29 protein-coding genes and 1 tRNA gene are annotated in these 24,894 nt (G+C 60.8%); 13 read left to right on the plus strand and 17 right to left on the minus strand.

All coding sequences use genetic code 11. The features are described 5' to 3' along the window. Window positions 1-34: 34 nt before the first annotated feature. Both AC1PUL_RS07250 and AC1PUL_RS07255 read left to right on the plus strand, forming a co-directional pair. Window positions 35-826 (plus strand): helix-turn-helix domain-containing protein, encoded by a 792-nt coding sequence (locus AC1PUL_RS07250; RefSeq protein ID WP_480467523.1) that lies wholly within the window; start codon window positions 35-37, stop codon window positions 824-826. After that, window positions 801-2,018, plus strand: coding sequence for a GNAT family N-acetyltransferase (locus AC1PUL_RS07255; protein ID WP_480467524.1), 1,218 nt, complete (start codon window positions 801-803; stop codon window positions 2,016-2,018). Before AC1PUL_RS07250 ends, AC1PUL_RS07255 begins: the two co-directional genes overlap by 26 nt. Here AC1PUL_RS07255 and AC1PUL_RS07260 read toward each other — a convergent pair. The 9 genes from AC1PUL_RS07260 to AC1PUL_RS07300 form a co-directional block, all read right to left on the minus strand. Beyond that, a protein-coding gene (locus AC1PUL_RS07260; RefSeq protein WP_480465857.1) for an IS3 family transposase occupies window positions 2,005-3,194 on the minus strand; the annotation gives its coding sequence in 2 pieces (ribosomal slippage) (window positions 2,005-2,945 and window positions 2,945-3,194; 1,191 coding nt in all). The genes AC1PUL_RS07255 and AC1PUL_RS07260 overlap by 14 nt on opposite strands. 47 nt (window positions 3,195-3,241) lie before the next feature. Further along, window positions 3,242-4,329, minus strand: a protein-coding gene (locus AC1PUL_RS07265) for an IS3 family transposase (protein WP_480467526.1) whose coding sequence is annotated in 2 segments (ribosomal slippage) — window positions 3,242-4,080 and window positions 4,080-4,329 — 1,089 coding nt in all. Because the reading frame shifts where the segments join, the coding sequence is not laid out codon by codon here. A gap of 477 nt (window positions 4,330-4,806) precedes the next feature. Beyond that, window positions 4,807-6,840 (minus strand): ASKHA domain-containing protein, encoded by a 2,034-nt coding sequence (locus AC1PUL_RS07270; RefSeq protein ID WP_480467527.1) that lies wholly within the window; start codon window positions 6,838-6,840, stop codon window positions 4,807-4,809. 112 nt (window positions 6,841-6,952) lie between these two features. Next, complete coding sequence (locus tag AC1PUL_RS07275; RefSeq protein WP_480467529.1) at window positions 6,953-7,927, minus strand: methyltetrahydrofolate cobalamin methyltransferase; 975 nt, start codon at window positions 7,925-7,927, stop codon at window positions 6,953-6,955. 82 nt (window positions 7,928-8,009) lie between these two features. Continuing rightward, entirely contained in the window at window positions 8,010-9,107 is a 1,098-nt protein-coding gene (locus AC1PUL_RS07280; RefSeq protein WP_480467530.1) for a methylenetetrahydrofolate reductase, read from the minus strand. Window positions 9,108-9,111: 4 nt separating this feature from the next. Continuing rightward, on the minus strand, window positions 9,112-9,711 hold the full coding sequence (locus AC1PUL_RS07285) for a methylenetetrahydrofolate reductase C-terminal domain-containing protein (RefSeq protein ID WP_480467532.1): 600 nt from the start codon (window positions 9,709-9,711) through the stop codon (window positions 9,112-9,114). Then, a complete protein-coding gene (locus tag AC1PUL_RS07290; protein ID WP_480467534.1) occupies window positions 9,704-10,006 on the minus strand; it encodes a virulence factor in 303 nt (100 codons plus the stop codon). The genes AC1PUL_RS07285 and AC1PUL_RS07290 overlap by 8 nt, the downstream gene beginning before the upstream one ends. A gap of 108 nt (window positions 10,007-10,114) precedes the next feature. Next, complete coding sequence (locus AC1PUL_RS07295) at window positions 10,115-10,897, minus strand: formyl transferase (RefSeq protein ID WP_480467536.1); 783 nt, start codon at window positions 10,895-10,897, stop codon at window positions 10,115-10,117. Window positions 10,898-10,902: 5 nt separating this feature from the next. Then, window positions 10,903-11,550 carry an exopolysaccharide biosynthesis protein gene (locus tag AC1PUL_RS07300; RefSeq protein WP_480467538.1) on the minus strand — a complete coding sequence of 216 codons (648 nt, stop codon included), beginning with the start codon at window positions 11,548-11,550 and terminating at the stop codon, window positions 10,903-10,905. Between the two features lie 161 nt (window positions 11,551-11,711). On the opposite strand from AC1PUL_RS07300, the gene AC1PUL_RS07305 reads away from it, so the two are divergent. The 3 genes from AC1PUL_RS07305 to AC1PUL_RS07315 all read left to right on the plus strand — a co-directional run bounded on the left by AC1PUL_RS07305 (window position 11,712) and on the right by AC1PUL_RS07315 (window position 12,566). Continuing rightward, a complete protein-coding gene (locus AC1PUL_RS07305) occupies window positions 11,712-12,032 on the plus strand; it encodes a type II toxin-antitoxin system RelE/ParE family toxin (protein ID WP_298468807.1) in 321 nt (106 codons plus the stop codon). After that, the gene (locus AC1PUL_RS07310) at window positions 12,029-12,328 is read left to right on the plus strand and encodes a helix-turn-helix domain-containing protein (RefSeq protein WP_480467540.1); all 300 of its coding nucleotides are present in this window, start codon (window positions 12,029-12,031) and stop codon (window positions 12,326-12,328) included. The genes AC1PUL_RS07305 and AC1PUL_RS07310 overlap by 4 nt, the downstream gene beginning before the upstream one ends. Window positions 12,329-12,398: 70 nt before the next feature. Continuing rightward, window positions 12,399-12,566: an entericidin domain-containing protein gene (locus tag AC1PUL_RS07315; protein WP_480467542.1), complete on the plus strand. Its 168-nt coding sequence runs from the start codon at window positions 12,399-12,401 to the stop codon at window positions 12,564-12,566. Between the two features lie 7 nt (window positions 12,567-12,573). Here AC1PUL_RS07315 and AC1PUL_RS07320 read toward each other — a convergent pair whose 3' ends face one another. Continuing rightward, the gene (locus tag AC1PUL_RS07320; protein WP_480467543.1) at window positions 12,574-13,203 is read right to left on the minus strand and encodes a DUF1638 domain-containing protein; all 630 of its coding nucleotides are present in this window, start codon (window positions 13,201-13,203) and stop codon (window positions 12,574-12,576) included. Window positions 13,204-13,241: 38 nt separating this feature from the next. Here AC1PUL_RS07320 and AC1PUL_RS07325 point away from each other — a divergent pair, with 38 nt between their 5' ends. Beyond that, window positions 13,242-13,403, plus strand: a complete 162-nt coding sequence (locus AC1PUL_RS07325; protein ID WP_110790482.1) for an entericidin domain-containing protein — start codon at window positions 13,242-13,244, stop codon at window positions 13,401-13,403. A gap of 48 nt (window positions 13,404-13,451) precedes the next feature. After that, a complete protein-coding gene (locus AC1PUL_RS07330; RefSeq protein ID WP_480467545.1) occupies window positions 13,452-13,586 on the plus strand; it encodes a hypothetical protein in 135 nt (44 codons plus the stop codon). A 22-nt stretch (window positions 13,587-13,608) separates the two neighbouring features. Here the strand turns inward: AC1PUL_RS07330 and AC1PUL_RS07335 are convergent, their stop codons facing one another. Then, on the minus strand, window positions 13,609-14,310 hold the full coding sequence (locus AC1PUL_RS07335; protein WP_480467547.1) for a corrinoid protein: 702 nt from the start codon (window positions 14,308-14,310) through the stop codon (window positions 13,609-13,611). Between the two features lie 270 nt (window positions 14,311-14,580). Here AC1PUL_RS07335 and AC1PUL_RS07340 point away from each other — a divergent pair, with 270 nt between their 5' ends. The 3 genes from AC1PUL_RS07340 to AC1PUL_RS07350 all read left to right on the plus strand — a co-directional run bounded on the left by AC1PUL_RS07340 (window position 14,581) and on the right by AC1PUL_RS07350 (window position 17,787). Then, window positions 14,581-16,146 carry a trimethylamine methyltransferase family protein gene (locus AC1PUL_RS07340; RefSeq protein WP_480468524.1) on the plus strand — a complete coding sequence of 522 codons (1,566 nt, stop codon included), beginning with the start codon at window positions 14,581-14,583 and terminating at the stop codon, window positions 16,144-16,146. 98 nt (window positions 16,147-16,244) lie between these two features. Continuing rightward, entirely contained in the window at window positions 16,245-16,949 is a 705-nt protein-coding gene (locus AC1PUL_RS07345) for a ferredoxin (RefSeq protein WP_480467548.1), read from the plus strand. A 94-nt stretch (window positions 16,950-17,043) separates the two neighbouring features. Continuing rightward, window positions 17,044-17,787, plus strand: a complete 744-nt coding sequence (locus AC1PUL_RS07350) for a phosphodiester glycosidase family protein (RefSeq protein ID WP_480467550.1) — start codon at window positions 17,044-17,046, stop codon at window positions 17,785-17,787. 3 nt (window positions 17,788-17,790) lie between these two features. Here the strand turns inward: AC1PUL_RS07350 and AC1PUL_RS07355 are convergent, their stop codons facing one another. From AC1PUL_RS07355 to AC1PUL_RS07375, 5 genes are all read right to left on the minus strand, one after another. Continuing rightward, on the minus strand, window positions 17,791-18,132 hold the full coding sequence (locus AC1PUL_RS07355; RefSeq protein WP_298468839.1) for a hypothetical protein: 342 nt from the start codon (window positions 18,130-18,132) through the stop codon (window positions 17,791-17,793). 120 nt (window positions 18,133-18,252) lie between these two features. Further along, window positions 18,253-19,458: an ABC transporter permease gene (locus tag AC1PUL_RS07360; protein ID WP_480467551.1), complete on the minus strand. Its 1,206-nt coding sequence runs from the start codon at window positions 19,456-19,458 to the stop codon at window positions 18,253-18,255. After that, entirely contained in the window at window positions 19,448-20,164 is a 717-nt protein-coding gene (locus AC1PUL_RS07365) for an ABC transporter ATP-binding protein (protein WP_480467552.1), read from the minus strand. Before AC1PUL_RS07365 ends, AC1PUL_RS07360 begins: the two co-directional genes overlap by 11 nt. An 8-nt stretch (window positions 20,165-20,172) precedes the next feature. Beyond that, entirely contained in the window at window positions 20,173-21,492 is a 1,320-nt protein-coding gene (locus AC1PUL_RS07370; RefSeq protein WP_480468525.1) for an efflux RND transporter periplasmic adaptor subunit, read from the minus strand. Between the two features lie 175 nt (window positions 21,493-21,667). Further along, window positions 21,668-22,051, minus strand: coding sequence for a winged helix-turn-helix transcriptional regulator (locus tag AC1PUL_RS07375; protein WP_480467553.1), 384 nt, complete (start codon window positions 22,049-22,051; stop codon window positions 21,668-21,670). 191 nt (window positions 22,052-22,242) lie between these two features. Here AC1PUL_RS07375 and AC1PUL_RS07380 point away from each other — a divergent pair, with 191 nt between their 5' ends. Both AC1PUL_RS07380 and AC1PUL_RS07385 read left to right on the plus strand, forming a co-directional pair. Further along, on the plus strand, window positions 22,243-22,686 hold the full coding sequence (locus AC1PUL_RS07380) for a nuclear transport factor 2 family protein (RefSeq protein WP_480467555.1): 444 nt from the start codon (window positions 22,243-22,245) through the stop codon (window positions 22,684-22,686). Window positions 22,687-22,775: 89 nt separating this feature from the next. Further along, window positions 22,776-23,375 carry a dioxygenase family protein gene (locus AC1PUL_RS07385; protein WP_480467556.1) on the plus strand — a complete coding sequence of 200 codons (600 nt, stop codon included), beginning with the start codon at window positions 22,776-22,778 and terminating at the stop codon, window positions 23,373-23,375. A 65-nt stretch (window positions 23,376-23,440) separates the two neighbouring features. Here AC1PUL_RS07385 and AC1PUL_RS07390 read toward each other — a convergent pair. Beyond that, a tRNA-Ser gene (locus AC1PUL_RS07390) sits at window positions 23,441-23,530 on the minus strand. Between the two features lie 298 nt (window positions 23,531-23,828). On the opposite strand from AC1PUL_RS07390, the gene AC1PUL_RS07395 reads away from it, so the two are divergent. Continuing rightward, on the plus strand, window positions 23,829-24,884 hold the full coding sequence (locus AC1PUL_RS07395) for a septal ring lytic transglycosylase RlpA family protein (protein ID WP_480467557.1): 1,056 nt from the start codon (window positions 23,829-23,831) through the stop codon (window positions 24,882-24,884). Window positions 24,885-24,894: the final 10 nt, after the last annotated feature.

Genomic DNA, 24,894 nt, shown 5'->3' on the forward strand with positions numbered 1-24,894 from the left:
GAGTTACTAGATTCTACAACATGGAGTAGCGGAAATGGGAAGGCTGACGGGAAAAGTGATTGAGGCTTCGGTCGCTACCGAAATGCGTCAGGACCACGCTGCTGGTATTGATCTGCGTCGTCTTCGTCTTCTGTCAGGCCTAACACAGGCGGAAATGGCAGCTCGTATGAATGTTCAGCAAGCCGCTATCTCGAAACTGGAAAAAGGTGGGGAGGTGTATCTCTCCACCGTGCAGCGGTACGTTGAAGCTCTTGGTGCATCGTTGCGTGTCGATGCCGTATTTCCGGCAGACGCCCGCATCGTTCTTCGGATACGCGAAGGATTTGAGCTTGAGTATGGTCACGATGACCAACTTGTTTTTCCGATTTTGGCAGACGAACCGTTTCGTGCGCAGCGAGACGTGGTGCTATCCATACGACCGCAATACTCCGAGAAGATCTTGGATGGACAGAAAACGGTTGAACTGCGTCGCAGATTCCCTGTTTCGGCGCCCAGCGGAACAGTGGCCTACATTTATTCGACATCGCCGGTTCGCGCTATCGTAGGCATTGCTGAGATCCGGGATGTTCTTAAGCTCCCGATAAAGCAAATTTGGTCTGAATTCGAAGATGCCGCATCAATTGAGCGAGGCGACTTCGAAAACTATTTTCAGGGTCTGGATTTTGGGTTCGTGTTGATGTTTGAGGACGTGAAGCCTTTTTCCAGGCCTGTGCCCCTTTCAGAACTGCGCGAAAAGTATGGCTTTGAACCACCTCAGTCATTTTTGTACGCGAGCCGCGATCTGCGAAAGGCCCTGAGAGATGAGGCAACAGTCGTATCTCATTGATACGAACATTCTGATCGGCTTGGAAGACTATCGCGCGGTGGAGGCTGCCTACGCTAAATTTTCAAGCCTAGCAGCCGCGCATAAAATCACGATTTTCGTTCACGAAGCCGCGCGTGATGATATCGCCCGAGATCGAAATCCGGAGCGACGTCGCATCTCCCTTAGCAAGATCTCCAAGTACAGGATTCTTGAGAAGCAAAGGGGTTTGAGCCAGACCGACCTCGAATCGGATTTCGGTCCATTGAAGCGGCCCAACGACTTGGTAGACGCGACACTGCTTCATGCACTGAGGAGTGACGCAGTAGATTTTCTTGTCACTCAGGATAAGGGCCTTCACGAGCGTGCGTTAAGGCACTCTGCTGAGCTTGGTCGGCGTGTCTTGTTCGTTGGGGATGCCGTCGACCTTCTCACGCAAACTTATGAGCCAAAACAAGTTCCCATTCGGCATGTTGCTGAGGTCGAGGCACACACCATCAACCACAGAGATAGATTCTTCGACAGTTTAAGGGAAGGCTATCCAGAGTTCGACGATTGGTGGCGCCAAAAATGCGTGCGTCAACACCGGCCATGCTGGGTAGTCTACGATGACGACGAACTGGCTGGCTTGATCGTTCGAAAGGACGAGTCTGGTAGTGATACCGATGCCGCCACTAAAGCTGACAAGATCCTCAAAATCTGCACATTCAAGGTGGCGCCGGACAAGCGCGGCGTCAAGCTTGGCGAATTGCTTCTAAAGCAAGTTCTTTGGTATGCCCAGCGCAACGGATATCAGCTAGCGTATCTGACGACGTATGGTGACCAGGTAGCGCTGATCAATCTTCTTGAGTTTTACGGATTTTATAATGCAGGAAGTAAACCAGATGGCGAGCTAATTTACGAGCGTTCGTTCTCGTCCGCAAAGTTAACATACGATCCTAGTGCTAGCGTTTTTGAGGCTGCTAGGAAAAATTACCCGCGTTTTCTTTTGACTGACAAAGTCCGGGGGTTCGGAATTCCCATAAAGGAGGACTATCACGATACGTTGTATCCCGACCTGTGGCAGCCGATGCAGCGTGACTTTTTTCTCGGGGCTTCGCGGGCCGACCGTCCGTCACGGCCGGGCAATACGATTCGTAAAGTGTACCTCTGCAGAGCGCCATCTAATCTGGGCCCTTCGGGCTTGACCTTGCCCCCAAGTTTTATCCAGTTTTGAGTTCGCTCCGGCGGTTTTGTGTTGCTGTATTCGGGGCGGTAGCGGCGGGTTGCGGTGCGGAGCCATTCCGGCTGCGCAGCACCGCATCACGTCGCGGGTTGATGGTCTGGGCAAACTCGGTTGGCGTGAGCCAGCCGAGGGCTGAGTGTGGTCGATGATCGTTGTAGTCGCTACGCCAGCTTGAGAGCGCCGATCGGGCATGGTTCAATGACGAGAAGAGCGTCTCGTTCAGGAGTTCATCCCGCAGTCGGCCATTGAAGCTTTCGATGAAGGCGTTCTGGATCGGCTTACCCGGCGCGATGTAGTGCCATTCCACCTTGACCTGGTCCGTCCATTGCAGGATCGCGTTGCTGGTGAACTCGCTACCATTGTCGCTGACAATCATCTTCGGCTTACCGCGCTCCTTGATGATCCGGTCCAGTTCACGAGCAACGCGCAGACCGGAAAGGGATGTGTCGGCGACAAGACCCAGGCATTCCCTGGTGCAATCATCGACAATCGTCAGCACCCGGAACCTGCGGCCATCGGTGAGTTGATCCGACACAAAGTCCAGCGACCAGCGATCATTGGCCGTCATCGGGACCAGCATCGGTGCACGTGTGCCGATCGCTCGCTTGCGGCCGCCGCGCTTGCGCACCGTCAGCTTCTCCTCCCGATACAGCCGGAAGAGTTTCTTGTGGTTCACATGGTGCCCCTCGCGTTTGAGCAGCACGTGGATGCGTCTATAGCCAAAGCGGCGGCGTTCATGCGCCAATGCTTTCATTCGCTCGCGAAGACGATCATCGTCGCTGCGCCTGGTTTCGTAACGGACCGTCATTCGGCAAAAGCCGCTGGCTTTACACGCCCGCCGTTCGCTCATCTGGTGGTGATCCATCAGATGCACGACAGCTTTCCGCCTTGCTGCGGGCGTCACCACTTCTTTCCCAACAGGTCCTTCAAAGCTGCATTGTCGAGCATCGCGTCCGCCAGAAGCCGCTTCAGCTTCGCGTTCTCGTCCTCCAATGTCTTCAACCTCTTGGCTTCGGACACGTCCATGCCGCCGAATTTGGCCTTCCATTTATAGATGCTGGCATCGCTCACGCCGTGCTTGCGGCAAAGCTCTGAGACCGGCGTGCCTGCCTCGTGCTCCTTCAGTATCCCTATAATCTGTTCGTCCGTGAAACGGTTGCGCTTCATTCTCTGGTCCTCTCAATAGGCCAGAGCTTACTTCAAAATGGATTAGTTCAGCGGGGCAAGGTCATCTGGGCAAACTCGGTTGGCGTGAGCCAGCCGAGGGCTGAGTGTGGTCGATGATCGTTGTAGTCGCTACGCCAGCTTGAGAGCGCCGATCGGGCATGGTTCAATGACGAGAAGAGCGTCTCGTTCAGGAGTTCATCCCGCAGTCGGCCATTGAAGCTTTCGATGAAGGCGTTCTGGATCGGCTTACCCGGCGCGATGTAGTGCCATTCCACCTTGACCTGGTCCGTCCATTGCAGGATCGCGTTGCTGGTGAACTCGCTACCATTGTCGCTGACAATCATCTTCGGCTTACCGCGCTCCTTGATGATCCGGTCCAGTTCACGAGCAACGCGCAGACCGGAAAGGGATGTGTCGGCGACAAGACCCAGGCATTCCCTGGTGCAATCATCGACAATCGTCAGCACCCGGAACCTGCGGCCATCGGTGAGTTGATCCGACACAAAGTCCAGCGACCAGCGATCATTGGCCGTCATCGGGACCAGCATCGGTGCACGTGTGCCGATCGCTCGCTTGCGGCCGCCGCGCTTGCGCACCGTCAGCTTCTCCTCCCGATACAGCCGGAAGAGTTTCTTGTGGTTCACATGGTGCCCCTCGCGTTTGAGCAGCACGTGGATGCGTCTATAGCCAAAGCGGCGGCGTTCATGCGCCAATGCTTTCATTCGCTCGCGAAGACGATCATCGTCGCTGCGCCTGGTTTCGTAACGGACCGTCATTCGGCAAAAGCCGCTGGCTTTACACGCCCGCCGTTCGCTCATCTGGTGGTGATCCATCAGATGCACGACAGCTTTCCGCCTTGCTGCGGGCGTCACCACTTCTTTCCCAACAGGTCCTTCAAAGCTGCATTGTCGAGCATCGCGTCCGCCAGAAGCCGCTTCAGCTTCGCGTTCTCGTCCTCCAATGTCTTCAACCTCTTGGCTTCGGACACGTCCATGCCGCCGAATTTGGCCTTCCATTTATAGATGCTGGCATCGCTCACGCCGTGCTTGCGGCAAAGCTCTGAGACCGGCGTGCCTGCCTCGTGCTCCTTCAGTATCCCTATAATCTGTTCGTCCGTGAAACGGTTGCGCTTCATTCTCTGGTCCTCTCAATAGGCCAGAGCTTACTTCAAAATGGATTAGTTCAGCGGGGCAAGGTCAGGCTCGTTACTTTTCTTTTACAAAGGCGCCTCTAAAGAAGCGCCTTCGCAGGCCATAACGACCCTTGGCATCCTTGAAAGCGTAACTCTCGCCAACTCCACTAGAGAATTAATGCAACTAACTGGCGGACGGTCTGTATACAGTGAATCACAGTTGCAAGAGTGGGGCGCGACGTATGAACGGCCTGTAAAAGTTATAAATTACTTATTAGTTGCGTATTTGGAACCTCCAGTTGGCCTAAAAGAGCTGAGAGAATTGGGCGTGGTGAACGACAATCCGCAACAATCTATTTACGAGATTCGATCGGATATTCTCAGGCGGCTCATCGATCGCTGCAATCTGGAGTTTGAGGTTTAGCAGATAACAAACGGCGCTAATTGAATTTTCTAGGATTCAACGTCTATCTCCCAATGCTACTCCCGCGACCGCCTTCTCCTCCGTCCACCACCCTCGGCATCCCCCTCCGCCAGCACCTTCCGCTCCGGCAGCGTGACAACACTCGACAGCTTCGGGAACGGATCGACCTTGTTCGGCAGCGCCATGGCGTCGATGAAGAGTTGCTGGAAGTGGGGTTCCAGCGCCGTTTCGATCTTTTCGATGCGGGTGACGGTGTCTTCGATTTCGCGGCGGTGGTCGCGGTTGAGGAGGGCCATCAGGGCGCCGGTGCCGGCGGCGTTGCCGACGGCTTTGACGTCCGCGAGGTCGCAATCGGGAATGAGGCCCAGCACCATCGCGTATTTCGGATCGATGAAGGAGCCGAAGGCGCCGGCGAAGCGGATGGTGTCGACGGTTTCGACTTCGAGCTTTTCCATCAGCAGCTTGATGCCGGCATAAAGCGCGGCCTTGGCGAGCTGGATGGCGCGTACGTCGTTTTGCGTCACCGTAATCTTCTGGGCGCCGTCATGCAGCAGGTAGGAGAAGGTGCGGCCGTTTTCGAGGATGCGGTGGCTTTTCGCCGCCATCGCGCCATCGACGACGCCATCGGCGGAGATGACGCCGGAGAGATACATTTCGGCGACGACCTCGATGATCGCCGAGCCGCAGATGCCGGTGATGCCGGTCTTTTCCGCCGCCTCAGTGAATCCATCCTCATCCGACCACTGCTCGACGCCGATGACCTTGAAGCGGGGTTCCAGCGTTTCGGGGTCGATGCGGACGCGTTCGATGGCGCCGGGGGCGGCGCGCTGGCCGCAGGAGATTTCCGCACCTTCGAAGGCTGGACCCGTCGGGGAGGAGGCGGCAACGGTGCGCTCGCGGTTACCGAGCACGATCTCGGCATTGGTGCCGACATCGACCATCAGCATCATCTTGTCCTGGCGGTGCGGGCCTTCCGAGAGCGTCGCGCCGGCGGCGTCCGCGCCGACATGGCCGGCGATGCAGGGAAGCAGATAGGTGCGGGCGCCGGGGTTGAGCGACAGCTCGATGTCGGACGCCTTGCAGGCGACGGCACCGGAGACGGCAAGCGCAAAGGGCGCCTGGCCGAGTTCGGTCGGGTCGATGCCGAGGAAGAGGTGGTGCATGATCGGGTTAGCGACGAAGACCGCGTCGAGGATGTCGGTTCTGGCGACGCCGCCGGAGGCGCAGACCTGGTCGACGAGGTCTGAGACGGCCTGGCGGACGGCCTTGGTCATGGCCTCGCGGCCATCGGGGTTCATCATCACATAGGAGACGCGGCTCATCAGATCCTCGCCGAAGCGGATCTGCGGGTTCGACGCGCCGGAGGAGGCGACGATGCGGCCAGACAAGAGCGAGACGAGGTGCATGGCGATGGTCGTCGAGCCGATGTCGCAGGCGATGCCATAGGCCTCGTTGTGCAGGCCGGGCCAGAGGGCAATCACCGTCGGGCGCGAGGTTTCGCTGTCGCGGTGGATGGCGGCGGTGACGGTAAAATTCTGTTTGCGCAGGATCTTTTGCGCCTGGGGCAGGAGATAGGGTTCGATGCGCAGATCGGTGTAGCCCCAGTCCTTTTCCAGCATGACCTTCATGCGGTCGAGATCGCCCAGAGGCTTGTGCATGTCGGGTTCATCGACCTCGACATAGCAGAGATGGACGGCCGGGTTGCGCTCGATGACGCGGTCGGAGGCTGCCTTGCGCACGACCTGGGCATTGACCACGGCATCCTGGGGCACGTCGACGACGAGGTCGCCCTGGATGGTGGCCGAACAGGAGAGGCGGCGTCCCTCGGGCAGGGTGCGGACTTCGGCGTAGCGCTTTTCCTTCGGGCCAACTGGCGAGATATGGTCGTTGGACGAGGTGATGCCGTGTTTGGCGAACTGGCCTTCCTGAACCTCGATCTGGCAGCGCCCGCAGGTCGCTCTGCCGCCGCAGACGCTCTCGACATAGACGCCGAGCGTACGGGCCGCCTCCAGCACGGAGGTGCCGACCGGGAAATGGCCACGCTTGCCGGAGGGCATGAAGAGGACGAGGGGATCGGTGGTCTCGGTCATCAGGGTCTTTCGGTTTCGAGGGACGTCTCCCTCATCTGTGTTGCGAGGCGGTGTTACCCCCCTCTGTCACTGCGTGACATCTCCCCCACAAGGGGGGAGAGTGGTGTTTCTATCACTCCGTCGGCGCACCGCCTCCCACACGCGCCGCGCGGCCACCGCGGCGGCCACCGCCGGCTGCTGCGGATGCCGGGGCTGCGGCGGGGGCTGCGTGGGCGCCGCCTTCGGCGGGCTTGTAGTCGCGATAGGTCTTGATCCAGTTGTAGCAGTTCTCGTCGGTGCCATTGAGCACATTGGCGGCGCGGACGGCTTCCATTTCCTGTGGGCGGCAGGGGTTCATGATGGCGGATGTCATGCCCGCACCAATGACCATGGGGATGAAGCCGGCATTGATGCCGTGGCGATGGGGCAGGCCGAAGGAGATGTTGGAGAGGCCGCAGGTGGTGTTGACCTTCAGCTCTTCGCGCAGACGGCGGACCAGGGCGAAGACCTGCAGGCCGGCGGAACCGATGGCGCCGATCGGCATGACCAGCGGGTCGACGACGATGTCATGCGGCTTGATGCCGTAATCCATGGCGCGCTCGACGATCTTCTTGGCGACGGCGAAGCGCACATCCGGGTCCTGCGAAATGCCGGTTTCGTCGTTGGAGATGGCAACGACCGGAACATTGTACTTGGCGCAGAGCGGCAGGATGGCTTCGAGCTTTTCTTCCTCGCCGGTTACCGAATTGACCAGCGGGCGGCCCTTGGCGACCTTCAGCGCTGCCTCGATCGCGGCGGTAACGGATGAGTCGATCGCGAGCGGTACGTCGACCAGACCCTGGACGATTTCCATGGTCTGGACGAGCAGGCCCGGTTCGGTTTCGTTGGGGTTGACGGAGGTGACGCCGGCATTGACGTCGAGCATGGTGGCGCCGGCGGCGACCTGTTCCAGCGCGTCCTTGATGACGGTGTCGAAATTGCCGGCCTGCATTTCGGCGGCGAGCTTCTTGCGACCCGTCGGGTTGATGCGCTCGCCGATGACGCAGAAGGGCTGGTCGAAACCGATGATGATTTCCTTGGTGGCGGATGCGACGATGGTGCGGGTCATTTCAGTCCTCCGGTCGGTGCCGGCTCGCGCGCGGCGGGAATGGGATGTGCCGGCAAATGCCGGATAAAGGCAAGGCGGTTCATCAGTGTGGCTGGGCGTGTGCGGCCTTCGCGGCGAGTTCCTGCTGGTCCTGGACCGGATCGGCGCCGATCTCGCGCATGCGCTGGGCGGCCATGTCATCGGCGCGGGCATGCTCGCGCTTCCAGGGCTGGCGGCCCTTCAGGATGCCGGATTCATGCACGATTTCGGCGACATATTCCTCCTGGCGATAGGCCATGACATGCACGCCGGAAACGCCCTCGATCTCCTTCACCTCGTTGATGATGTCGATGCAGAGCTGCTTGCCTTCCTTCTTCTGATCCTGCGCGCCCTCCAAGCGAGCGATGACGGAATCGGGAATGTGGATGCCCGGAACGTTGGAGCGGATCCATTTGGCGGTCTTGGCAGAAGCGAGCGGACCGACGCCGACGAGGATGTAGCATTTCTCGTGGAAGCCGAGGTCGCGGACCTTCTTCATGTATTCGCGGAACATCGGTACGTCGAAGCAATACTGGCTCTGGACAAACTGGGCGCCGGCCTCGATCTTCTTGCCGAGCCGATAGGGGCGGAAATCGTAAGGCGGCGCGAAGGGGTTGATCGCAGCTCCGAGGAAGACCTTGGGCGGCGTCGTCAGCTTGCGGCCGGAAAGGAATTTCGATTCGTCGCGCATGGTGCGCACGGTTTCCAAGAGCGACATGCAGTCGAGATCGAAGACGGGTTTTGCGCCCGGCTGGTCGCCGGCCTGCACGCCGTCGCCGGTCAGGCAGAGGATGTTGGCGACACCCATGGCGGCGGCACCGAGAACGTCGCCCTGGATGGCGATGCGGTTCTTGTCGCGGCAGGCGATCTGCATGATCGGGGCGTAGCCCATGCGTGTCAGAAGCGCGCAGATGCCGACCGAGGACATATGGCAGTTGGCGCCTGACGCGTCGACCGCATTGATGCCGTCGACCCAGCCGTCAAAGACCTTAGCGCGCTCGTAGACGTCTTCCGGGTCGGCACTGTCCGGCGGGTTGAGTTCGGCAGTGACGGCAAACTCGCCGCGGCGCAGAACGCGCTCCAGGCGGCCGAGGGAGGAATGGCCGGGCAGGGGATCGAGCGGCAGGTGGACGCCAAGCGGATTTTCGTCGATCTGGGCCATGCTCTCAGGCTTCCTTTGCCGTCTGTTTTTCCCGCTCGGCGGCGGCTTCTGCCGTCACGCGCAGCCAGGAGGATGTTTCGCGCAGCGACTGGTTGACCGGCTTCTGAACTTTAAGGATCGCATCACCCGCGACCATGTTGCGCGAGCCGTTCCAGGCCTGGACCCAGACGCAGGGCATGTCGGGCTCCACCTCGCAATTGCCATTGGCGCGGACACCGCCGCAGGGACCGTTGCGCAGCTGTTTCGGACAGTTCATCGGGCAGGACATGCCGGTCGAGGAGAGCACGCACTGGCCGCACATGCGACAGTCGAAGAGAAGACCCTTCACATTGCGCTCGACAAAGGTGATCGGCTTTTCGACCCTGTTATAGCCGAGCTTCTTCCAGACCGGGTGGAGGAAGAGGAAGGCGTTGGCGAAGTTGCGGTAGAACCATTCGAGGAAGCGCGAATTACGCACCGCCCACAGACGGATCGTATAGGAGCGGCGGGCGCGGCGGTTGGGCGATACACCCGCCGGGGTGAAGGCGCCGCTGGCGGCCTTGGCGCCGGGGGCGGCATTGCCTTTTTTCGGTGGGCCGGGATCAACGAGTTTCGGTTCAGCCATTGTCGCGGCCTCCGGCATGGACGAGGGCCACGAGGCGGGCCTTGTCGTAAGCGGCCTCGATCTCGGCGGCGGCACTTTCGGCTTCGGTCTCCAGGTCGTCACCAACAGGCACCGGATCGGCCTTGCGCCAGTCGGCGAGATAGGCGTCGGTTTCGGCAGCACCCGATCGCATCGCGGCCATGTCGATCGCTTCGGTGAAGCGGAGCGAGAGCTCGCGTTTTGCGGATTTGCGTCCCTGCTTGACGATCACCTGGGCCGGGATATCCCGCCAGTAAACGACGATCTTGTCTGCCATGCCACTCACTCCCTTTGAAGCCAGAATGCACGGGGGGCATTCGCCGGACTGCGCTTTTCACGACGTCGCTTGTCGCCAAAAACGACGCTGCCATGAGTCCTGATGTTTTTACCAGATCCGGCGTGTCATGCCGCACCAGATCCACGACCAGAGGGTCGGCGGGAAGCGTAGCGCAGACGGGCCTTCCGGCGTCTTCGGAGAGAGGCGACCGTTGAGCGCGTCTTCGATCGATTGGCGCGTGATGTCGAGAGCGGCAAGGGTCAGCAGAAGCGGATAGGTGGAGATGAAATCGGCGCGCTCAGGCCGCGTGCGGACCTCGTAGAGCGTACCACCGGTATCCGTGCCGGCGTCGACGAGATGAAGCGTGGCGCCGAAATTCTGGCCGTCGTTTTCGCGCAGCGACCAGTAGCCACCCATCTGCCCCCGGTAATTCGGGTTGATCCCGGCATGCAGGTTGATGACAGGGCAGGGCATGGCGGCCAGTTGTCGTGCCGACATCAGGCGGGTCGAGACGAGCAGGATGGCGCCGGGCTTCAGTTCGGAGACGAGCGCTGCCGTTTCCGGTGCGTTGATCGAGGTGACCGGGTGGATCGGGACGGTCTCCGGCAGGGTGCGGTCGAGGCCGTGACGCGCAAGCAGGTCTGCAACGCGGCGGTCAGCAGCGCGGCGCAAGGCGCGGGCGGCGATCATCGTGCCGAGCTGGCCGAGTGCGTTGATCCAACCGAGCTTTTTCGCACGGCGTTTGACAATCTCCCCCTTGCCCTCGGGGTTTTCCAGGATGACCTGAACGTCCATGCCGGCGCGGGCAAGATGCTGGACAACAATCGTCGGGTTCAGGCCGCCCGCGGTCATCACAACCACGGGGCCTTGCTTGGTTTTGATATCGGTCATGGTCATCAGACGACGAGCGATACGACAGCGACAGCGGTGTAGATGACGAAGGCGGCGACGGCGAGCGAGAGAACGCCGATCAGACAGCCAATGAGCACGCCAAGCCCATCGCGCTGGGAATGGGCAAAGCCAAGGACGGCGAGGGCGAAGGCCGGCGGCCAGTTGCCGAGCGGGATCGGCAGGAAGACGACGATCGCCAGGATCAGCGCCAGGACACCGATCAGACGCTCGGCGAAACGGCTTTCGAAGAGCCAGAAACGGGGCACCACAAGCTTTTCGGCCCAGCGCATCCAGGGCACGAGCCGGTTGACGATGGCCTCGAAGGTCTGCGGTTCGACGCCGTAATCGCTGACAACGCGCGGAAAGAAAACGCGGCCGCCCGGAGAGGCCATCATCTGCCAAGCGACGAAGACGAGAGGAAGGCCGAGAATGAAGGTCGCGCCTGGCGGCAGCGGCACGAGATTGGGCAGGGCGAACACCAGCAGGAAGGCACCGAACGAGCGGTCCTGCAGGGCGATGGCAATGTCGCGGATCGTCACCTTGCGGTCCGTCGTGCGGGCCAGCCGGACCAGAAGGTCCGAAAGGTTTTCGGGATGCTTGTGTTCACGCGTGGTGACGAGACCCGCCACCCATGTATCCGCCCTGTCGGTCATTCCTGATTCTCTTGATTTCTTGTCGACCTGGAGCAGAGTTTCGCAAGGGGAGATTACAGGGGCATTAAAGCCCCCCGGGGTTGGCGTTCACGGTTTCGCGAATGGTGAAGGGAGGGTGAAGATTGACTGGATCAATATACCATATGTGATATAAATCGCTCATGTGGTCGGTCGAGACGCTGGGCAAAGTTGTTGACGATGAAATTGCGCGCTGGCCATCCGATCTGCGCGCTCGATTGGTGCGGGTTTCTGCCTTGATCGAGGACGTTGGTCTTGAACACTTGCCGAGCGGTACAATCAAACATGTCGAGGGCAGACTGTGGGAGTTGAGGCTTTCGGCTAAGAGCGGCATTTCTCGAGCCATCTATGTCACCGCATCGGGTAAGCGCGTCGTAATTGTGCATGCCTATGTGAAGAAGACCGAGAAAATGCCGAAGCGGCATCTGGAATTGGCCCGGCAACGGGCGAGGGACGTGATATGACGAAGATTAGAGATCTACACGAGGCCTGGCTTGAAAAGTCGGATTATCGCGCTGCCTATGATGCTCTTGAAGGTGAGTTCTCCCTCATTCGTGCCGTTATCGAGGCGCGACTTCAGGCAGGGCTGACCCAGGCCGAGCTGGCTGAACGCATGCAAACGTCGCAGAGTGCTGTGGCGCGACTCGAAAGTGGACGGGTGAAACCCTCCGCCGCTACCCTGGAGAAGCTGGCCAGGGCCACGGGTACGCGCCTGAAGATTTCCTTCGAGCCGGTGCTCGATACCATGCCTTCACCCTAAGCCTCTGCCTTGATTTCTCCGTGATGGCTTGTCACCTAAACGGCCTCAAACATGCAGACGGGGACTCAGGATGACTTTGATCGCTCATCGATCCGCAAAAATCGTGGCCATGCTTATGGTGCTGACGCTCAGCCTTTCTTCCTGTGGCAATACGATCCGCGGGATTGGGAATGATCTCGGCAATGCTGTGGATGCGACGCAGGATGCCGGGCGCAGCGTGGCGAATTCGGTGCGCTAAAGGCTGATCAGGCCGCCGTCTGTGTCGGTCTGCGGGCCGCAGCCACCAGTTCCGGATCGAGATCGCCATAGCCTGTGAAGCGGTATTCGTAGTCCAGCTTCAGATAATCCGCAGCCCATTTGGCCTTGGCCTGCAATTCGGCGTCTTCCGTCTGGGCGAGATAGACGATCTTTGTGTAATTGCCGAAGACCATGTCGCACAGTTCGGGGTGGCGGTCGAGTTTCAGGGGCTCGATGACGAAGGCCTCGAACTGCCTCGTGATCAGGTCCGTCAGGTAGAAGGCAGTGAATTCCGTTTCGCATTCGGCGAGGAATTTTTCCGTTCCGGTGAAGAAGGCGTAGCAATGCGGGCCGGAGAGGCGCTCGATGCCTTCCTCGCGACAGATGCGGTCGATTTCCCCTTGGGTGCCGCATTCGGCATAGCCGATGAAGATGTTGTCATGGCCGGCCGCGCGGGCTTCGGCGATCTTTTCGCGCAGCGCCGGCGCGATCTTTTCCGGCCAGACGTGCCAGATGGCCGGCAGACATTCCAGTGTCAGATGATCAAGCCCGTTCAAGGCTTTGACGGCCAGAATTTCGCGGGCGATCGCGCCGCAGGCGATCACGTGAACCTTTTCCGATTTGACGCGTTGTTCCATCGCATTCCACTCGTCACACCGACAGAAGGTATCTCAACATGATGGCGAAAAAACTGACAGCCGGCGCAGCCCTCGTTCTCACCGTCTTCGCACTCTCATCCTGCGGCAACACAATCCGCGGCGTCGGTCAGGACGCGGCCAACACGGTCAACGCGACACAGTCCGCTGCAAACAACGTCGACGCTGCGGCTTCACGCTAATCCCAGGCGAGGCAACGCTTCGAGCGCCGCTAGAACAGGAGAGGGAACATGACGCTCACGACGATTGCCAAGGCCAGTGCCATCTACATGCTGGCGGCCATCCTGTATGCCGGAGGGCATGTCGCATGGCAGTCCATAGCGACGGTCCCGCAGGACGACGCTTACGCAGAAGCCGGCCTCTAGGGCCGGCTTCTCTTTATTAGTCTCAGGCGCGGGCGCCGATGCTGTTGTGTTTGCGGCTGATGAATTCCTTGGCCGTTTCGACGGCGACTGCCGCATCGCGGCAATAGGCATCCGCACCAACGGCCTTGCCAAATTCCTCGTTCAGCGGCGCGCCGCCGACGAGCACAACGTAGTCGTCACGAATACCCTTTTCCTTCATCGTATCGATCACGACCTTCATATAGGGCATGGTCGTCGTCAGAAGGGCCGACATGCCCAGGATATCCGGCTTTTCGCGTTCCAGAGCTTCGAGATAGTTTTCGACCGGGTTGTTGATGCCGAGGTCGATCACGTCGAAGCCAGCACCTTCCATCATCATGCCGACCAGGTTCTTGCCGATGTCGTGGATGTCGCCCTTGACCGTGCCGATGACCATCTTGCCCTGCTTCGGCGCGCCGGTGGCGGCGAGCAGCGGGCGGAGAATCGTCATGCCGGCCTTCATGGCATTGGCGGAGAGCAGAACTTCAGGGACGAAGAGAATGCCGTCGCGGAAATCGATACCGACGATGCGCATGCCTTCAACGAGGGCCTGGGTCAGGATGTCATAGGGTGCCCAGCCACGGTCGAGCAAGATCTGTGTCGCTTCCTCGATCTCCTCCTTCAGGCCGTCATAGAGGTCATCATGCATCTGCTGCACGAGTTCCTCGTCGGAGAGTTCGGAAAGAATGATGTCGTCGTCGGCCATTGTGGTGCTTCCCGCTTCTTTTCAAACGCGATTCCGGTCGCGCCGGGCATGAGACTGCCCGATCGAAAGTTAAACCTCAAGTTCGTGAAAAACTCTTTTCGATTACGACGCCGCGCCCCTGAAAAGCGACGGTGACAGACAAGCCGCAGAAAAGACGATGTCTGTGAGACGCAAGCGCTTGGCGCATTAAGGATGGTTTCACATGCGGATTGGAATAGCATAATGAAGGAGAGAAGCAGCGCGGACGAGCGCTCGAGCGAGGAAGCAGACATGGACGACATCACGGCAGAACCGGGCGCAGGCCGCCGCCAACGCGGCGAGGGACGAGGGGCTGCGGCCCGCAGGGCATCGCGCAGCGGCGGCGGTGCCGGCCCGGCCATGCCTTACATCACCCGCAAGATCCAGACCTATGAGGTTCTGGACGAAGAAGGGCTGCAGCTGATCGAGCGCAATGCCGATATCGTTCTGGAGGAGATCGGCATCGAATTCCGCGACGACGCGGAGGCGCTTGAGCTGTGGAGACAGGCCGGCGCCGATGTGCGGGGCGAGCGGGTGCATTTCCCCAAGGGGCTTTGCCGCGAACTGCTGAAGTCCGCCCCTTCCGAATTCACCTGGCATGCGCGCAATCCGGAGCGCAGCGTTCGGATCGGTGGCAATGCCACGGTCTTTGCTCCGGTCTATGGTTCGCCCTTCGTGCGCGACCTGGAAGGCAATCGCCGCTATGCGACGCTTGAGGATTTCCGCAACTTCGTGAAGCTCGCCTATATGGCGCCTTCGATGCATTCCTCGGGTGGTACGGTCTGCGAGCCAGTCGACATTCCGGTGAACAAGCGTCACCTCGACATGGTCTACAGCCATATCAAATATTCCGACAAGCCGTTCATGGGGTCGGTCACGGCACCGGAACGGGCGGAAGATTCGGTTGCCATGGCCAAGCTCGTCTTCGGTGACGAGTTCGTCGAAAACAACTGCGTCATGCTCAACCTGATCAACGCCAACTCGCCGATGGTCTTCGACGAGACCATGCTGGGTGCGGCCAAGGTCTATGCCCGCCACAATCAGGCTTCCGTAATTTCGCCGTTCATCCTGTCGGGCGCCATGAGCCCGGTGACCGTGGCCGGCACGCTGACCCAGATCCTCGCCGAAGTTCTGGCGGGTGCATCGTTCACCCAGCTCATCCGTCCGGGCGCGCCGGTGCTGTTCGGTACCTTCGCGGCCTCGATTTCGATGCAGTCGGGCGCGCCGACGTTTGGTACGCCGGAGCCGGCACTCGTCTCCTATGGTGCCGCCCAGCTCGCGCGGCGCATGGGTCTACCATTCCGTACCGGCGGTTCGCTCTGTGCGTCCAAGGTACCGGATGCGCAGGCAGCACATGAAAGCGCCAATACGCTCAACATGACGCTGCTTGCCGGTGCGAATTTCGTATTGCATGCCGCCGGCTGGCTCGAGGGCGGCCTTGCCGCCTGCTACGAAAAGTTCATGATCGACCAGGATCAGCTCGGCATGATGCAGAAGATGGCGCAAGGCGTAGACCTGACGGAAAGCGGCCAGGCCATGGATGCCATCCGCGAAGTGGGTCCGGGCGCGCATTATCTCGGCTGCGCCCATACCCAGGCCAATTTCCAGACGGCCTTCTATCGCTCGGCGCTCGCCGACAACAATTCCTTCGAGCAATGGGAAATCGAAGGTCGCAAGCGCATCGAAGATCGCGCCAACGCGCTGTGCCGTTCGTGGCTGGATGCTTACGAAGCACCGGCTCTTGATCCGGCTATCGATGAAGCGCTGCTTGCCTATGTGGCAAAGCGCAAGGACTCGATGCCCGACGCCTTCACCTGAAAGGGTCCCGTTGCCAGGGAGCAAGGCGGAGCTAGCCAGGTTGCCGACATGATCCAGGAGGAGGTCTGGCGACCGCATTACAAGATCGAGGGGCCGCGATGAGCGGCCCTTTTTCCGTTGTGGCCGAGATCGGAGCGCTGCTTGCCCAGCATGGGCTTTCGCCGCGCGGACTGGTTCGCTTCGGGCCGCAAGACGAGGCACCTATTCTGGCCGATGGCTCAAGGGCCGAGGCTGTGCTGTTGATCGGTGTGACGGGTGGGGCGATGTGGCCGCATTTCGAGCGCTGGCGGATCGGTGAGGCCGATCAGGGAGGCGCCGACCCGCTGGATCGCTGGTCGAAGATCGTGATCGGCGAGATTGGCAGGCGTGTCGGGGCAGAGCCCTGCTATCCGTCGGATGCGCCTTACCAACCCTTCCAACGCTGGGCCATGCAGGCGGAAGGGCTAAAACCCTCGCCGCTCGGCATTCTCATTCATCCGCATTACGGTCTTTGGCACAGCTATCGGGGCGCGCTCATGTTTCGCGCTCTGGACGGCGCGGTGGAAACGCCAGTGCGCAGCGAGGTCCACCCCTGCGACAGCTGTTCCGACAAGCCCTGCCTTTCGACTTGCCCTGCCGGCGCCATCACCGCTGATGGCTTTGATGTAGCCGGCTGCCGCCGGCATCTCGTTACGCCGCCAGGGCAGGGCGGCTGTATGCTTGGCGGGTGCCTCGCCCGCAATGCCTGCCCAGTTGGAGCCGAGTACCGCTATCCGCAAGCGCAGCTGCGTTTCCACATGCAGGCGCTGACGTTGCCGGGCTGATGCAAGCCGGTCGAATGCGTTGATTTCCGTGCCACAGCCTTCACAAAGCCCGGAATCAGCGCCAAGACACCGGTCTCATTCCCAGGGGCCGTGCTTGTACACTCGATTCAGAACTCTCGTCCTTCTTGCCGCTTTCTTTCTGCCCTCGCTTGCCTTTGCGGCCTGCGAGGTAATGCGGGAGGGCTCGGCGAGCTATCTCGTTTGTCGTTTCGATCCCGCGCGCGACGATATCCGCCTGCATTTCGCCTCACCCGAGGGCCAGGCTTATGGCGGATTTCAGAGCCTGCGCCGGCAGCTCTGGGCCGAGCGGCGGGTGCTCACCTTTGCGATTAATGCCGGGATGTATCACGACGATCTGTCGCCGGTCGGCTACTTCGCCGAATATGGCCGCGTGGTGAAGCCCGCTGTCACCGGGGGCGGCTGGGGGAATTTTCATCTGTTGCCGAATGGCGTCTTCCTGATGAAGGACGGCAAGGCATCCGTGATGGAGACCAAGGCCTTTGTCGCGAGCGGCGTTAACCCCGACTTCGGGACGCAATCGGGGCCCATGCTCGTGATCGACGGAAAGCTGCATACGCGCTTCCTGCCCGACAGCGACAGTTTCAAGATCCGCAACGGTGTGGGCGTCGACGCGCAAGGCCGCGTCTTGATGGTCGTGTCGCGGTTTCCGGTCCGGTTCTATGACTTTGCCACTCTCTTCCGCGACCGTCTGGCTTGTGACAACGCGCTTTATCTCGACGGCACGATATCCAGCGTCTTCATCGCCGAGGAAAACCGGATGGACCGGCTTTTCCCGATGGGGCCGATCCTCTCCGTCAGCATGCCGATCCCGCAGTGAGGGTTAGACAGCGGCCTTGGGATAGGCGCGCTCGAGGCCACCGGAGCGCGAGAGGCCGGTGCGAAAGGCGGCGAAGGCCGGATGCTGGCTGGATTTTGCCGCCTCCATGAGACGGATCTGCAGACGCGCCGGTGCATGGGTGCCGATCCATTCGCCGTTACGCTCGAGCTTCAGCGAGTTGAGAAAACGGGATTCCGAGGCGATATCGAGATAGAGATAGAGGCCATCAAGCAATGCGTCGTCCTGGGCCGGATTCTCGAAGATGAGTTTCAGGAAGGCCTGGTCCGGCTCCTGCATCGAGGCAATCTTGGCGGCGACGGTGTCGCGGTCCGGAAAGGCGGACATGGGCTTACTCCCTGGTCTGGTCAAGCTGGCTGGAGGAGCGCGCGACGCGCCCGTCCATTAGGTCCAGCTACAGCATGCCAAGTTTGCCCGAGGCTGGTCGTCTTGGCCTTCGTCACGCAATCATTCGTGGCGCAGCGCGTCGATCGGGTTCATCTGGGCGGCGCGGCGGGCCGGGAAATAGCCGAAGACCATGCCGATCGCGGCCGAGAAGGCGAAGGCCAGAAGGATGATCGATGGGCTGGCGACGAAGGGGACGGACATTAGGGTGACCGCCGTATAGGCGATGGCGAGGCCGAGCGCGATGCCGACCACGCCGCCAAAGACCGAGAGGGTGACGGCCTCGACGAGGAACTGCATCAACACCTGGCGCTCGACCGCGCCGATGGCAAGCCGAATGCCGATCTCGCGCGTGCGCTCGGTGACCGAAACCAGCATGATGTTCATGATGCCGATGCCGCCGACGAGCAGTGACACGGCGGCGACCGCGCCGAGCAGTCCTGTCATCAGCGTTGTCGTGCCGGTCAGTGTGGCCGCCATCTGGGTCATGTCGTTGACGGTGAAATCATCATCGCGGCCGGCAACGATCTTGCGGCGCTCTCGCAGCAGTCGCTCGACATCGGCCTGGACCTTGGATGTCGAGACACCGTCTTCGGCCGAGAGCATGATGCTCGAGATATCAGTCGAGCCGCCGATGCGGCGCTGGAAGACCTTGAGTGGCATCATCACCACATCGTCCTGGTCGCTGCCCATGCCGCTCTGGCCCTTCTTGGCGAGGATGCCGATGACCTGGCAGGCGACATTGCCGACACGAATCGTCTGGTCGATCGCTGGCGTCGAGCCGAAGAGTTTGGAGCGCACGGTTTCGCCGACGAGACAGACGGCCTGGCCACCACGCTCTTCGGAGGCGAGGAAACTGCGGCCGGAGGCGAGCTCCCAGTTTTGCGCAACGAGATAGTCGGTGCCCGAGCCGATGATCGATGTCTGCCGGCTCTGGCCGCTGAAGATGACCGTCTGGCTCGACTGGTTGATGGCGGCGACGGCCCTAAGGCCCGGGATCTGCTCGCGGATCGCCTCGATGTCGCGGATCGTGAATTTCTTGGCATCGGTCGCGGCGCGCCCGGGGCCGAACTGGCCGGGGCGGACGAAGAGCAGGTTGGTGCCGAGTTTGGAGATTTCGCTCGTTACCTGGGCTGTGGTGCCATTGCCGATGGTGACCATGGCGATGACGGCGGCGACACCGATGACGACGCCGAGCACGGTCAGGAAGGAGCGGAGCAGATTGCGGCGGATGGCACGCAGCGCCAGCTTCAGGGTTTCACCGAACATTGGCCAGCTCCGTTGCTTTCAGACTATCGGACTGAATCCGGCCATCGACGAAGCGAAGCGTGCGTCGGGCGTAAGCCGCGATGTCGTCCTCATGGGTTACCATGATGACGGTGATGCCGTGGTCGCGGTTGAGGCCGGTGAGCAACTCCATGATCTCGCGGCTGGTCTTTGTATCGAGATTGCCGGTTGGCTCGTCGGCGAGCAGCACCGAGGGGCTGGTGACGATCGCGCGGGCGATGGCGACGCGCTGCTGCTGGCCGCCGGAGAGTTCCTGGGTGGTGTGGTGTTCGCGGCCGGCAAGCCCGACCTGGGCGAGCGCCTTCAGGGCAAGGGCACGGCGCTTGCGGCCATCCATGCCGCGATAGACCAGTGGCAGTTCGACATTCTCGACGGCCGAGGTGCGAGCCAGGAGATTGAAGCCCTGGAAGACGAAGCCCAACATGTGACGGCGCAGAAGCGTATATTGCGCACGGTCAAAGCCCGACGTGTCGATGCCCTGAAAGAGATACTGGCCGGAGGTCGGTACATCGAGGCAGCCGAGGATGTTCATGGCCGTCGACTTGCCGGAGCCGGAAGGCCCCATAATCGCGACGAATTCATGCCGGTTGATCGTCAGATCGACGCGGTCGAGCGCGCGGATGGTGGCTTCGCCGCGTCCATAGATGCGGGAGATCTGGCGGAACTCGATGAGCGGTGCAGGGGCCATCTGAGACCTCAGCGGCTGCGGACGGTCTGGTCGGTGATGACCTTGTCGCCCTCTTTCACATCGCCCTTGACGACGACGGTGTTCTGACCGTCTGACGCGCCGATCTCGATATTGACGGCAACGGGTTGACCATCGCGCAACAGCCAGATCGTACGCTCGGGCCCGGTCGGTTCAGGTGCGCTTGCCGGTGCCTGGCGCGGCGGACGGAAGAGGCTGAAGACGCCGCTGCCGCCGCTGGTCGTTTCCGTCACGGCGACCGGCGGGGCATAGCGCAGGCCGGCATTGGGGATCAGCAAACCGCCTCTGACCTGTTCGACGACAATGTCAGCGGTGGCTGTCATGCCCTGTCTCAGGAGGAGTTCGTCATTAGCGACCGACAGGATGCCTTTGTAGGTGACGACGTCATTCACGGTTTCGGCTGCGTAGCGGATGGAGGTGATCGTTGCGGGGAAGCGTTTTTCGGGGAAGGCATCGACGGTGAAGGTTGCAGCCTGACCGACGGAGACCTGGCCGACATCGGCTTCGTCGATCGAGACCTGCAATTCCATTTGTCTGAGGTCGCCGGCGATGGTGAACAGGGTCGGGGCCTCAAGCGAGGCGGCAACCGTGGCGCCGGGATCGACATTGCGCGACAAGACGATTCCGTCAATCGGAGAGACAATGGTCGCTTTGGACAGCGAAAGCTTTGATTGTTCAAGGGCCGCCTCTGCCGAGATGACATCGGCCTCGGCGCTTTCTCGCGCGGCAGATGCTGCCTGAAACGTAAACTCCGCCGTGTCGAGATCCTGCTGGGTGGAGACACGGCTGGAGACGAGGGCGGTCAGGCGATCGAGCTTGGCCTTGGCCGATTCTTCGTCGGCACGCGCTCTTGAAACGGCGGCCCGTGACGCGGCGAGGGCCGCCTGCTTCGCCTTCAAATCGGTCTTCAGCTTGTCCGTGTCGAGGCGCGCCAGAACGTCGCCCTTCTTCACCTCGCTGTTGTAATCCACCAGCACGTCACGGACGGTCCCGGATTGTTCGGAGGACACATCGACCTGGACGGTCGGCTCGACCGAACCGGTGGCTGTGACGACCACCGTGAGATCGCCAGGCTTCACGTCTGATGTCGTGTAACTGATCGTCGTATCGCCGGCAGACCAGAGATAGGCGCCGTAGCCGAGAGAAGCGAGAACCAAGAGGCCAAAAATACGCGGACCCCAGTGACGCTTCGGTCGCGCGGCAGAGGCGAGGAGAGCCTTCAGCTCTTCGGTCTCGGGTGAGGTCGAGGGGTTTGCGTTGTCGCTCACGTCTTGTCTTTCATTGTCATGCATCTGGCCCTGATCGTGCATCACGGAAGGGCCATTGCCCTTGATCGCGGTCAAGCGGCGTCTGTCTTCCATGGATACGGAGATAGACGTTCGGCGCGGAATTGACAGTGAAAGATTGGTAAGGTGACGGCAGGGCTGGCCAGACCCATCGGAAGGGCTCCAGTATCCGACTTTTCAGGCCGGGCCCAGCTGACGGCTAAGTGCGTGCATCATAGGCCACGCGGGCCGCATCAACCTCGGCCCGGTGCTCGATTGCCCAGGTCGCGAGATGGGAAAACCGAACGAAGAGGCTCTGACCCAGGGGGCGCAGGCGATAATCCACGCGCGGCGGAGCGGTGGGTGTGACAATGCGTTCGATCAGGCCATCCCGTTCCAGCTTGCGCAGGGTCTGGGTCAGCACCTTTTGCGATACATCGGGGATATCGCGGCGCAATTCTGAGAAGCGGCGCGACGACAGATGCAGCGCCGCCATCACCAGGATGGACCATTTGTCACTAATTCCGTCCAGCACATGGCGCACCGGACAGGTTGCCGGGTCGAGCGAGATTCCAGGTGTCTCGGGCAATTCCTTCGGGATCACGGCGTCCTCACGAGTTTCTGATCACGTAAGGATATGGTTACCAAAAAGTGCCTCCTTTATCAACTGCAACATTCCAAATAGAGTTTTGGTATCGATTGGAAACCAATGGTTCGGACAAGAGCTGCCCGGACCTCCGTCGAACCGATGCCGCATCGCTCTTGCCCTCGAAACCTTCAAGACAGGAAACCTTCATGTCCCTTCTCAGAACCGGCGCGCTTGCGCTCACCCTCACCCTTTCATCCCTTGCTGGAACCGCAATGGCGCAGGAATCCAACAAGGATTTTGTCGTGAAGGCGGTCACGGAGCTGTTTTCCAACAAGGATCTGACCGCGATCGACCGCTACTGGGCCGACAGCTACATGCAGCGCAACCCGGGTCTCGCCTCGACCAGCGCGGTGTTGAAGGAGGCGCTGAAGGATATGCCAGCCAACATGACCTATGAAATCGGCATGGTGATCGCCGAAGGCGATCTCGTCGCCATCCATGGTCGCTACACCGGCTGGGGACCGACACCGCTGATCGTTGTAGACATCTACCGTGTCGAGAATGGCAAAATCGCCGAACACTGGGATGTCGGCCAGGACGAGGTGCTGGAAACCGCCTCCGGCCTGCCTATGTTCGAACCCATGAAATGAGCCTGGAGGCAGGGGCTGCGGCTGCGATGCTCGGCCCCTGCCGTTTCAAGTCGGCATTTGCCGGCCACGTCGACAACAGGAGACAGACCGTGACCGACCAGAGCAAGACCTCCGCCCGTCGCAGGTTCCTGAAATTTGCGGCCATGGTGCCGGCCAGTCTTGGCCTCTCGGTCTCCTGGGCCGAGGCACAGGAAGCGATGATCCCGACCGCCGAAGACATGGAAGGGCCCTATTACATCAGCAACACCCCCGTGGTCCGCAACCTGAACCGTTTTGGCAAGCCGGGCGAGGTGATGCGGATCGCGGGCCGGGTGATGAATGCGGCGGCCCCGGACATGCCGGTGGCCGGCGCCCGGCTCGAACTCTGGCAGACGGACGGCCGGGGTCGCTATCACCCGCAGGCAAAGGGCGACTACAGCGATTTTCGCGATGACCAGATCGACCTGCGCGGCACCGTGATCGCGGACGAACAGGGCCGCTTCGACGTTCTGTCGGTCTTCCCGGCGGAATACTGGCCGCGACCGCCGCATATCCATTACTGGATCAAGGCCGACGGCTTTCGTCCGCTGGTCACCCAGCACTATCTCGACACAGGCCCCGGCAAACGGCCGCATCGCACCGCGCGCGTCCTGCGCGACCAGAGCCCGGCTCTCTATCCGGCGCCGACATTTTACATCGAACCAGTCTGAGCCGCTTGGACGCGCAATGTTCGGATTTCTGTCAACCGATTTTGATAAGTACTATCATAAGGTTGTGGCGGAAGAGGTGGGATTCGAACCCACGGTACGGTCTCCCGCACGCCGGTTTTCAAGACCGGTTCCTTAAACCACTCGGACACTCTTCCGGACGGCTGCGTTATGCGCAACGGAAGAGGATTTGGCAAGGGTGGCTTTTCGGAATTGTCGGGGCGAGGAGATTGTCAGGGCGGGTAGAAAGCCCCCCGCGCGCGGGCACCAATAAACCGCGCGTTAACCATATCCGCAGGAACTGCCCGGCCCAGATCGTTCAAATTGTGACTTTTCCCATTTTGGCCATTTTTGCACAGGCTTCATTGCGCGCAAGTGAGCGGGGCATGGGGGCCTCGCAGATAGGGCGTGGATGATCGGCGCCCGTGATCTGAAGTGGGACTTATGCAGCTTTCGATGCGCGGCCGCCTGGCCAATTCGGGGAAGTGGTTCGGGCTCGTGCTGCTCTGTGCCTTCACCGCCTCCTGTTCGACCACCAAAGAGACCGCCGAAAAGCCGAAGCGCTCCAAGGAGTTCTTTGCCGAGTCGGTCTATGGGGTGAAGGCCAGTCCGCGTGTCGTGGCGAGCGGTCCAGTGCCCAAGGGCGGCGGTCGTTATATGGTCGGCAAACCCTATGTGGTGAAGGGGAAGACCTTCGTGCCGAAGGAAAATCCCAATTACGACAAGGTCGGGGTTGCGTCCTGGTATGGCGATGCCTTTCATGGCCGGATGACGGCCAATGGCGAGCTCTATGACAAGGAGCACCTGTCGGCAGCCCATCCGACCCTGCCGCTGCCCAGCTATGCGCGCGTCACCAATCTCAAGAATGGCAGCTCGGTCATCGTGCGCATCAATGACCGTGGCCCGTTCCACAAGGGCCGGATCATCGACCTCTCCAGAAAGACGGCCGATCTCCTCGACATGAAGCATAGCGGTACCGGCGAGGTCCGCGTGCAGTATATCGGGCCGGCGCGCATGGACGGGCATGACATGCCCTATCTGATGGCTTCCTACATTCCGAAGGGGCAGCGCGGGCCGGTCATCGATCCGGGCGGACAGATTGCTTCTGGCGTGATGGTCGCGTCGAACGATGTGGCCGTGCCGCAGTTCCGGCCGACGGTCGAGCCGGTTTACCAGACGGCGCTCAATGGTTCGACACCGAGCGGCAATACAGCCGACCAGACACTCGATGCCCAGGATCTGATGCAGGGCGGCCATGCCGCGCCGGCAGGCGCTGTTCTCTCGGGCGACAGCTTCGCAGCCCTTCCGGATTTCGGGCCGATCCCGATGCCGCGTCCGCATCATATCGACGGCTATGATGGTTCAGGCTTTGCATCGGCCTATGCTGAGGAGCAGCGCAAAGCCGAAACTCTTGCTTTCGAGGCCATTCTTGTGCGCAATGAAGGTCTCACCGAGCGTTCGATTCTCGCCTCGGTCGCAAACGGCGGCATCCGGCTTTCGCAGGGGCAATGAACCGTCGGCG

This window comes from Rhizobium sp. P43 (assembly GCF_056730705.1).